Below are 9,153 nucleotides of genomic sequence, written 5' to 3'. Positions count from 1 at the left end.
AATCGTCATATGCGTCCGACAATTCGGCCAAATGGTGCCAAGCGGAATGCAGAATTTCGTCATTGGCGTCAAGCGTCATCAACGCGTGATGTGCTCGCACCGACGCTTCCGCCAGCCTGTCGATGACCGAACCGACCGTTTCGGTGTGTAGAGTCGCACCCAGCCGATGTTGGGGCAGATTGCGCACGACCCAGTCGTCGATCGCCATGACCAATTCGATTCGGCGTCGTTTGTTCTCGACGATGGAGGTTGGGTCCGTATCCGGCCCGGTGCCGCCCCGCCCGACCAGGCGCTTCTCATGCAATACGGCCAGGTCATGGGCGAACCACAGCAGTGACCCGCCGATGACGCGGTGGCCGCGGCATGCACGCAGGAGTAGGTCCGAGGGCGGCAATAGGCCCGCCGTCAGGGGCTGCGACTCGGCGTCCGAATAACCCGGAACGTCGGGAAGGGCCACTACGACCGTATTGGATGTCTCCGAAACTGCCACGTTGCCTCGCGTTCATCGCTGACCAACACGCATTCAGGACGTTCATTACAATAAACCGAGAAATGCGTGTGTCAAGCCTCACACGGCGGTTCGTGGGGCGGAGTAGACTTCGATGCCTTGAAGCAACAACCGAGGAGCGAGATGGCGGACGGTCCGAGGTATCAACGGATCGCAGACCTCCTCCGCGAGGAGATCCGAGGCGGCAAGTGGAAGCCCGGTGATCGACTACCGAGCCACAACGAGCTGGCCGAGCAGATGCAGGTGTCGATCACGACCGCCCGCAACGCCATCCAGGTCCTCGTCGCCGAAAACCTGGTCTACACGGCTACTTCCCGCGGCACCATCGTGCGCAGCCAGGAAGTGCTGGAATCGGTTGTCACCAACCACATCCGCCCGAACCGCCCGCGGGCGGCGCACGACATCTTCGAGGAGATCGCGCGCGCCGCCGGGCGTGAGCCATCCAAGCAGTTCACCGCCCGTATGGAGCCGGCGAGCGCGGAGGTGGCGCATTGGCTGGGGATCGCGAAGGACTCGTGGGTGGTGGCGCGTACAGTCGTGCAATACCTGGACAACGAACCGTGGTCCTGGGAGGTGAGCTTCTATCCCAGAGACCTGGCCGAGGCCACCGGCATCGACTGTCCCTACGACATACCGGAGGGCACCACGCGCAGACTCGCCGACCGCGGACACGCCGAGACGGCGCACCGCGACAGCATCGTCGCCCGCCCGGCGACCTCCGAGGAGGCCGCCGTACTCGGCGTCGGCCCCGGCACCTTCCTGCTCGACCATCTGCGCATCGGCGCCAATCACGACCGCGTCACCCGAGTGACCAGGCATCGTTCCACTGCGGCACGCAATCGCCTCACCTATGAACTCGGCGACGACAGTGGCACCGAGATGATCCGCCGCGTCCTCGGCGTCCCCTCGGCACCCGCCAACTCCCACTCCTTCGGCAACTCCCTGCTACCCGGCTCACCATGACGCTTCGCATCCGCCCAGCCCGCCTCGATGATCTCGGGACCATCTGTAGGCTCCGACTCCAACGAACGGTATGGCTGGCGGCCCGCGGCAGTGATCAGTGGACCCGCGAGGGTCGCGGCCTACCCATCGAGACCTTCGCCGGTTCGGTCGCGCAAGCGATCAGCAATGGCGAAACCTGGATGGCGGAGGTCGACGGCGAACGCGCGGGAACCATCACGGTCAACGACCGCGCCGACGAAGGACTCTGGAGCCCAGGGGAATTGGCCGACGCGGTCATCGTGCACTACATGATCGTGGATCTGCGCTTCGCGGGACAGCGGGTCGGGGAAGCGCTGCTGGCCCACGCGGCACGGATCGCCCGGGACCGACATCGCGGCTGGGTTCGTCTGGATGCCTGGTCCGCCAATGCCGACCTGCACGCCTACTACCGGCGGGCCGGCTTCCACCTGGCCCGTTTCGCGGGCCCGGAGGCGACGGGCCCGTCCGGTGCGCTGTTCGAACGCCGCACCGAGAGCTGGGCGCACCGGCCGGTGCGGTCGCTGGCCGACAGCCTGTACCCCCTGCTGACCACGGCGACCCCGGACCGGGATGCCCCGGCGGCTCGGTAGCCAGCCGGGGCGCCGCCCGGTCACTCCGGCGGCAGGTCGATGATCTGCACCATGCGTTGTCCGGAGCGCGTCCACAGCACGCCGCGCCCGGGAGGCAGCTTCGAGGGCCGGATATCGCCGATGATCTTTCCCTCGTCCCGGGGGCCGCTCATGATCAGAGCGGGCACCGACATGTTCTTCATGGCCCCGAGCAGACCGCCGTAGAGAGCGCGGGATACGCCACCGGTATTGCGGGTGACGACGATGTGCAGGCCGATATCCCGTGCCTGCGGCAGCAATTCGATCAGCGGAGCGAGCGGATCCTGCATGCCGCCCGTGGAGACCATGTCGTAATCGTCGATGACGACGTAGATCTCGGGGCCGCTCCACCAACTGCGGTCCCGCAGCTGCTGCGGGGTGATGTCGGAGCCGGGGATCCGCTTGGTCATGAACCCCACCACCTCCTTGATCATGGGTCCGCAGGTCTGCGAGGACGTCGAATACCCGGCCAGCTGATCACCTTCCAGCGTGCCGAGCAGGGTGCGGCGGTAATCGATGAGGATGATCCGCGCGGTCTCGGCGGTGGAATTCTCGGCGATGCCGCGAATCAGCGTGCGCAGCAGGGTCGTCTTGCCGGACTCCACGTCCGCGAAGGCCATGAAGTGCGGATCGGAACCGAAATCCAGTGCCAACGGCTGCAGTTCGGCCTCGTCGATACCCACGACCACCCGGGTGGGGCTCTGTTCGACACCCCGGGCCTGGGCCAGTCGCAGCACCTGTTCGCGCGGCAGATGCTCCGGCAGCATCCGCACCTCCGGTGCCCGGAGTTCGCCGTAGAGCTGGGCCATCTGCTCCCGGGAGGTCGATACCCCCTCGGCGAGGGTCTGCGCGTTGGTGTCGGAGTCCAACCGCGGCAGCGCGATGAGCATGTGCAGCTGGTCGGGGGTCAGGCCGCGGCCCGGCCGGTTCTGCGGCACATTGGCGGCCACCCGCCGCCCCAGCTCCGAGTCGGAGGGGTCACCGAGTCGCAGCTCGATCCGAGTTCCGATCTGGTCCTTGATATTCGCGCGGATCTCACGCCACGCGTTCGCACCCAGGATGAGGTGGATGCCGTAGGACAGGCCCTGCTGGGCCAGCGCGGTGATCTGCCCGACAAGACTGTCGAAATCGTCGCGGATGACCATCCAGTTGTCGATGACGAGGAAGACGTCACCGAACCGGTCGGCGAGAATCGGATCGTCGGTCCGGCCCTGCGCCTTCGCGGCATCCTTGCGCCGTCGGTAGTCGGCCATGGATTCGATGCCGAGCTGGGTGAAGTTCTCCTCGCGCTGTCGCAGCAGGGTGGTCATCTCGGCGACCGTGCGACGAACCCGGTCCACGTCCATGGCCCGCGCGATCGAGCCGACGTGCGGCAACCCGTTGAGACCGACCATGCTGCCGCCGCCGAAGTCGAGGCAGTAGAACTGCACCTGTTCGGGCGTGTGGGTGGCAGCGGCGGCCATGATGATGGTGCGCAGCGTGGTGGACTTGCCGGACTGCGGACCGCCGACCACCGCCACATGGCCCTGCGCGCCGGACAGATTCACGGTCAATACGTCGCGACGCTGCTCGTAGGGCTTGTCGATGATGCCGATCGGCATCCACAGCTGGCCGTGCCGGTTGACCGGCGAACGCCAGTCCGGATCCGGCAGCAGCATGTCCACGGTGGGCGATTCCTCCAGCGGCGGCAGCCACACCTCGTGGGCGGGCCGGCCGTGACCGGTCAGCCGCTTCACCACGACCTGGAGCAGACTGTCGGGCACGCCCTCGTCGCCCGCGGGCGGGGGTGGCGGCAGCAGGTCCAGCGGATCCAACGGGTTCTCCGGTTCGGGTGCCTCCAGCACCTCGACCGGGGACGCGGTGAACACCCGCGGCGGCGCCTCGATGACGGCACGCCCGTCGGCCTGCCGGGTGGCGCGGGGCGCGACGTAGGGTCCGGACACATAGGTCGCGTTGAATCGCAGCGGGTCGGAGGCGTCGCTCTTCAGGTAGCCCGCACCGGGGACGGACGGCAGGTGGTAGGCGTCGGTGATACCCAGCACCGCACGGGATTCATTGGCGGAGAAGGTGCGCAGACCGATCCGGTAGGACAGGTGCGAGTCCAGTCCGCGCAGTTTGTTCTCTTCGAGCCGCTGTGAGGCCAACAGCAGATGGACGTGCAGCGACCGGCCCAGTCGGCCGATCATGACGAACAGATCGGCGAAATCCGGCTTCTGCGCGAGCAGTTCGGAGAACTCGTCGACCACGATGAACAGCGCGGGCAGCGGATCGAGGGCGACACCGGCGGCCCGGGCCTTCTCGTAGTCGTTGACATTGGCGAAATTGCCCGCCTCGCGCAGCAATTCCTGCCGCCGGTTCATCTCACCGGCCAGCGCGTCCCGCATACGGTCGACCAGCTCGATCTCGTCCTCGAGGTTGGTGATCACCGCCGCCACATGCGGCAGCGGGTCCAGGCCGAGGAAGGTGGCGCCACCCTTGAAGTCGACGAGCACCAGGTTGAGCTGATCCGGCGAATGCGTGGCGACCAGGGAAAGCACCAGGGTGCGCAGGAATTCGGACTTGCCGGAACCGGTCGCGCCGATGCACAGGCCGTGGGGACCCATGCCGTTCTCGGCGGATTCCTTGATGTCGATCTCGACGGGCGCCCCGTCGGGGGTGATGCCGATCGGCACCCGCAGCCGTTCGCGTCCGGCGCGTGGCCGCCACACCTTGGCGGGATCGATCTGCGCGGCATCCGGAATCTTCAGCAGCGCCATGAGACCCGGATCGGCGGTGGTGCTGGAACTGTCGCCGAGGCTGACGATCTGCGCCGCGGTGGCGAGCCGGTAGCGGGCCAGGCCGCGGGCGAAGGACTCCGCCTCGGCGAGCGACACCCGGTCCGCGGTGGCGAACTTCTCCGCGCCCACAGCGCTTTTGGCGAGGATGTCGCCACCGGTGGCGACCAATTGCAGACCGCGGCGCACGGCGAGGCCGTTCTCGGGTGCGGTGAGGTCGATGACCGTCACCGAGTCCAGGCCGGATTCGCTGACGAGGCGCTCGGTTCCGTTGACGTAGCCGTCGTCGATGACGACCACCAGATGCAGTCGCCCCTGGGTCGGCTGGGGATTGCGCATGAAGCGCCCGCGCTCGAGCAGATCGTCGGCGAGCCCGGTTTCCAGCTCGCCGAGCGATCCGTACATCATGCGCACCGCGCCCATGCCGTCGCGTTCGGTCCGGTGCTGCAGGTGCGGCAGCCACTTCGCCCACGCCCAGGTCTCCGAATCCGGGTCCGAGCAGACGATGGCGACCGCCACGTGGTCGGGGCCGTGGAACGCGCAGAGCTCCATCAGCATGGCCCGCACCAGCCCCCGGCTGTCTTCTTCCGGCCCTTCGATATTGATGGCGGGGAAGGCCCGCAGGGAGACCGCGGTGGGCAGGTGGTGCACCACGGAGTGGGTGCGCACGAACCGGCGCAGCGCCACGGTCGACACCGGCTCGAGGTCCTCCAGCGGACCGGTTTCCGGGCGGGCGAGCTTGGCGGCCAGGCGGTGGGTGCCGATGCCGACGCGAACATGGCCGAAATCGGGATCGTTGGGTCGGCGTTCCCACATCCGCCGCGTGCCGATGATGGAGAGCAGGTGGTCCGGTGCGGGGTGGCTCCACACCAGCGTCTCCAGCTGCTTGGCCGCCGTGCGCCGCACCTCGCGCCGGGTCTGGTCCAGATACCGGAAGTAGTCCTTGCGTTCCTCGTTGAGTTCGCCGGCGCTCTTGTTGCCGCTGCGCTGCCCCATCATCATGCCGGCCATCGACATGATCATCATCATGGGGAACATCATCATCATGGGGTTGGTGAGGATGGACCGCCCCATCATGGCGAACATGGCGAGCATGCCGATCACGGCGACGACCATCACCACGGGCATGAGCTTGCTCAGCAGCGGAGCCGGAACGGCCCGCGGGATCTCCGGCGGCGCGGTGAGCGCCATTTCTCCGCCCGGCGCGCGGGGTGGCGCAATGCGGGGCCTGCGCACGAAACCTTCGGTAGCCATGGGTATTTCTCCGGTCGTTACGAATCGAGGTCGGGCAGCTCGTCGTCGCGGCGGGCACGGCGGAACGGAATCGAGATGGCGAGTCCGATGGCCAGCGCGGCGAGGCAGACGATGGATCCGACGGTGGCGACGAGCCGCGGCAGCGAGTCGGGGCCCTGGGGCCGGCCGGGTTCGGGGAACGCGCGGGGCTGATCGGCGCCGACGCTCACCGGCTCGGCGGGCAGTTGCGCGGTGAGCGCGGCCAGGGGGTCGATGAGTCCGGCGCCGATGCGGTCGTCGCGGCCCGGTCCGGGTCCGTGCGCGGTGCGGGTGATGCGGTCCATGACCTGCTGCGCGGAGAGTTCCGGGAAGCGCGCCCGCACCAGCGCCGCCAATCCGGCCACGTACGGTGCCGCGAAGCTGGTGCCGTCGATGGGTTGCAGGCCGTTCTGCCCCTGCACCGCGTTCACCAGTCCGGTGCCGCCCGGCTTGCTGTCGAGTGAGACGACATTGCGGCCGATGGCGGCGGCCCCGACCCAGGGGCCGTACAGCGTGAGCGCCGAGGGGTCGCCATTGGGGTCCACCGAGCCCACCGACAAAACGTACGGACTGAACCAGGCCGGGGTGGCCACGGTCCGCACCTGACCCCAGCCGGTGCCCTCGTTCTGGTTCTCACAGCCGGAGCCGAGATTCCCGGCGGCGGCGACCACGACCACATTGCGGTCGTAGGCGTATCGGACCGCGGCCCCCAGTGGCGCGTCGGAGGTGTCGGATCCGGCCGGGACGCACGCGACCTCGGAGATATTGATGACCGTCGCCCCCATGTCCACCGCGCGCACCACGGCTCCGGCGAGGGTGAGCATATTGCCGTATCCGGACGAGTCGATGGCGCCCGGTTGCGGATTGCTGCGGCTGTCCTTGGCCCGGTAGGCGAGGCTGAGCTGGCGAATCGTGAGGATCTCCGCCTCCGGTGCGACCCCGACGAAGGCATCGTCCGGGCTGGGCCGCGCGGCGATGATGCCGGCCACCAGGGTGCCGTGCCCATCGCAGTCGACCGTGCCGTCGCTGTCGGAGACATAGTCGCCGCCGGCTTGCAGGGCGGGCAGCCGCGGATGCGGGTTCACCCCGGTATCGATGACGGCCACCTTCTGGCCCGCGCCCCGGCTGAACTGCCAGGCCGCCGGGAGGTCGAGCACCTTCTGGGCGAGCGGTTCGTCGCGAGGGGCCTCGCCGCGCAGCGTCGGTTCCGCGCAGATGGCGTGCTGTTCGGTCTCCTGTAGGGGGGCCGGGTTACCGCTGAGCGCCTGCGCTTCCCCGAGCCGACCGAGGTCGATCTCCGGCGGATTGACCGTCCGTACCGGCGCGGCCGCGGCCGGAGTGGACGGTCCCAGCAGCGCGGCACCGAGTAGCGATGCGGCGCACAGTGTCCGTGCCCAGGCCCCGGACCACCGACTCATATGTTCCGAGCCATCGAGTAGACGTCCATGATCCACAGCACCAACGGGACTATCGACACGATCAGGGCGTACTCGAACAGCTCGTTGCGCCGCCGGGTCACCGGCGTCACCTCGATGTGCGGACCGATCACGCCGAAGCCGATGGCGCCCACCGCGAAGGCGAGCAGCAGTGCGGCGGAGAGCAGCAGCCGGTCCGGATCGTCCATGGCCAGCAGCACCAGCAGTGTGGTGAAGGTGAGGCAGCCACCGGCGATCAGGATGGTGGCCTGCGCGAGGTCGGCGAACGAGCGACCGCGCAGGCACAGAATGACGGATATGACGACGGCCAGGGTGATGCCCTGCCAGCGGGCCTGGCCGAATACATCGGCCGCGCCGATCGCACCGAACCCGGCTCCCAGCGTCGCGCCGAACACGATGCCGGTCTGGAACTGATTGGCCGCGCGGGCGCGCTGCCCCAGGCCCTGCGCGGACGGCAGCACCGTGGCGCCGATCGCGCCGATGCCCTCGATATTCGGGCGGGGTTCGTGGTCGGCGGGGTCGATGGCCGCACCGGCGGTCGGCACCGGCGGCACCGGCAACCGGGCCAGCAGGGCGGCCAACCGCGGCACCATGGAGAGCAGAATCATCGACGAGATCAGGATTCCGGCGGCCAGTTTCGGCAGGTCGGTATCCCAGATCATGTGCACGGCCGCGGCGACCCCGGCGAAGACGACGAGCGTGACGACGGCGGAGACGATGGCCGCGCCGACGCCGATGAGGCGGTATCCCACGACAGCGAACAGCAGGGTGGCCGAACCACCCAGCAGTGCGTGCGGGCTGCCGATGGCTCCGGGCACCGCCAGTCCCGCTCCCCCGAAGACGAGTAGCAGCATGCAGAGCATGAGTACGGTCGCGGTGAGCTCGTCACCGTACTTGCGGGCGGCGATGACGGCGGCCACCAGCGCGGCGATGGCAGCGCCGAGCAGCATGGCGGGTGCGACGAAGGTGTCGCCGTGGCCACGCGCGACCGCGCCGAGCAGTAGTGCGAGCACGGTGGCGAGCACGCCGACCACCAGGCCGGTCCAGCGCGCGGAGGCCGCCGACCAGCCGCGGAAATCGTCGGCGGTGAGTCGGGACACCGCGTCGATGACATCATCGAACAGCGCCGGCGACTCCTTCGCCGCGACGGAACGCAGCACCAGCAATTCACCGTCGTGGATCTCGGCGTCATTGAGCGTCTGGTTGGGCGGGATCATGTCGCGGCCGAGTTTGGCCAGCGTCCAGTTCTCCACCTGTCCCGGGTTCGAGTCCTCCTTCTCGACCGGATCCGGATTGCGTGATTGGATGAGCTGCACCAGATCGCCCATGAAGGCAGCGATGGGTACGTTGGCCGGCAGACCGACGTCGAGCTGGGTGTTCCCCCCGATGACGGACACTCGGCACAATTCGGGCTCAGTGGCGCGGACGCCGCTGGTCGACTGTGCGGTCACTTCCTGAACTGCTCCTAGCTTCTCCCTCAGTTGCCCATTCAGGGCGGTTAACCATAATGTATCCGACAGTCCGCAGCAGTGCGACGGCACTGGGTTGGTGGGGATTGTGAACGAAAGTTAAAC

6 protein-coding genes are annotated in these 9,153 nt (G+C 68.1%); 2 read left to right on the top strand and 4 right to left on the bottom strand.

The window, feature by feature from the left end:
* Nucleotides 1–457 (bottom strand): DUF4254 domain-containing protein (locus QK444_RS00875; RefSeq protein ID WP_282776070.1); only part of this gene is annotated, 457 nt, incomplete at its 3' end.
* Between the two features lie 174 nt (nt 458–631).
* Between QK444_RS00875 and QK444_RS00870 the strand changes: the two genes are divergently transcribed.
* Together QK444_RS00870 and QK444_RS00865 are read left to right on the top strand one after the other, a co-directional pair.
* Nucleotides 632–1,471 (top strand): GntR family transcriptional regulator, encoded by an 840-nt coding sequence (locus QK444_RS00870; protein WP_051036894.1) that lies wholly within the window; start codon nt 632–634, stop codon nt 1,469–1,471.
* Nucleotides 1,468–2,079, top strand: coding sequence for a GNAT family N-acetyltransferase (locus QK444_RS00865; RefSeq protein ID WP_282776067.1), 612 nt, complete (start codon nt 1,468–1,470; stop codon nt 2,077–2,079). Before QK444_RS00870 ends, QK444_RS00865 begins: the two co-directional genes overlap by 4 nt.
* A 20-nt stretch (nt 2,080–2,099) precedes the next feature.
* Here QK444_RS00865 and eccCa read toward each other — a convergent pair whose 3' ends face one another.
* Genes eccCa through eccD form a run of 3 tightly spaced genes read right to left on the bottom strand, consistent with a single transcriptional unit; the run spans nt 2,100 to nt 9,030 of the window.
* On the bottom strand, nt 2,100–6,125 hold the full coding sequence (gene eccCa, locus QK444_RS00860) for a type VII secretion protein EccCa (protein ID WP_282776065.1): 4,026 nt from the start codon (nt 6,123–6,125) through the stop codon (nt 2,100–2,102).
* A 17-nt stretch (nt 6,126–6,142) separates the two neighbouring features.
* Nucleotides 6,143–7,561: a type VII secretion-associated serine protease mycosin gene (gene mycP, locus QK444_RS00855; protein ID WP_282776064.1), complete on the bottom strand. Its 1,419-nt coding sequence runs from the start codon at nt 7,559–7,561 to the stop codon at nt 6,143–6,145.
* Nucleotides 7,558–9,030 (bottom strand): type VII secretion integral membrane protein EccD, encoded by a 1,473-nt coding sequence (gene eccD / locus QK444_RS00850; RefSeq protein WP_282776062.1) that lies wholly within the window; start codon nt 9,028–9,030, stop codon nt 7,558–7,560. The genes mycP and eccD overlap by 4 nt, the downstream gene beginning before the upstream one ends.
* Between the last annotated feature and the right edge of the window lie 123 nt (nt 9,031–9,153).

It is taken from the genome of Nocardia sp. CC201C (assembly GCF_030010695.1).
GTDB classification, from domain to species: domain Bacteria; phylum Actinomycetota; class Actinomycetes; order Mycobacteriales; family Mycobacteriaceae; genus Nocardia; species Nocardia otitidiscaviarum.
The sequence above is the reverse complement of the archived record's forward strand: the minus strand, read 5'-3'. Positions and strand labels throughout refer to the sequence as shown.

Bases quoted from the DNA above. Each gene is read 5' to 3' on its own strand.
- eccCa (WP_282776065.1), bottom strand. From the start codon at position 6,125: ATGGCTACCGAAGGTTTCGTGCGCAGGCCCCGCATTGCGCCACCCCGC.
- mycP (WP_282776064.1), bottom strand. From the start codon at position 7,561: ATGAGTCGGTGGTCCGGGGCCTGGGCACGGACACTGTGCGCCGCATCG.
- QK444_RS00865 (WP_282776067.1), top strand. From the start codon at position 1,468: ATGACGCTTCGCATCCGCCCAGCCCGCCTCGATGATCTCGGGACCATC.
- QK444_RS00870 (WP_051036894.1), top strand. From the start codon at position 632: ATGGCGGACGGTCCGAGGTATCAACGGATCGCAGACCTCCTCCGCGAG.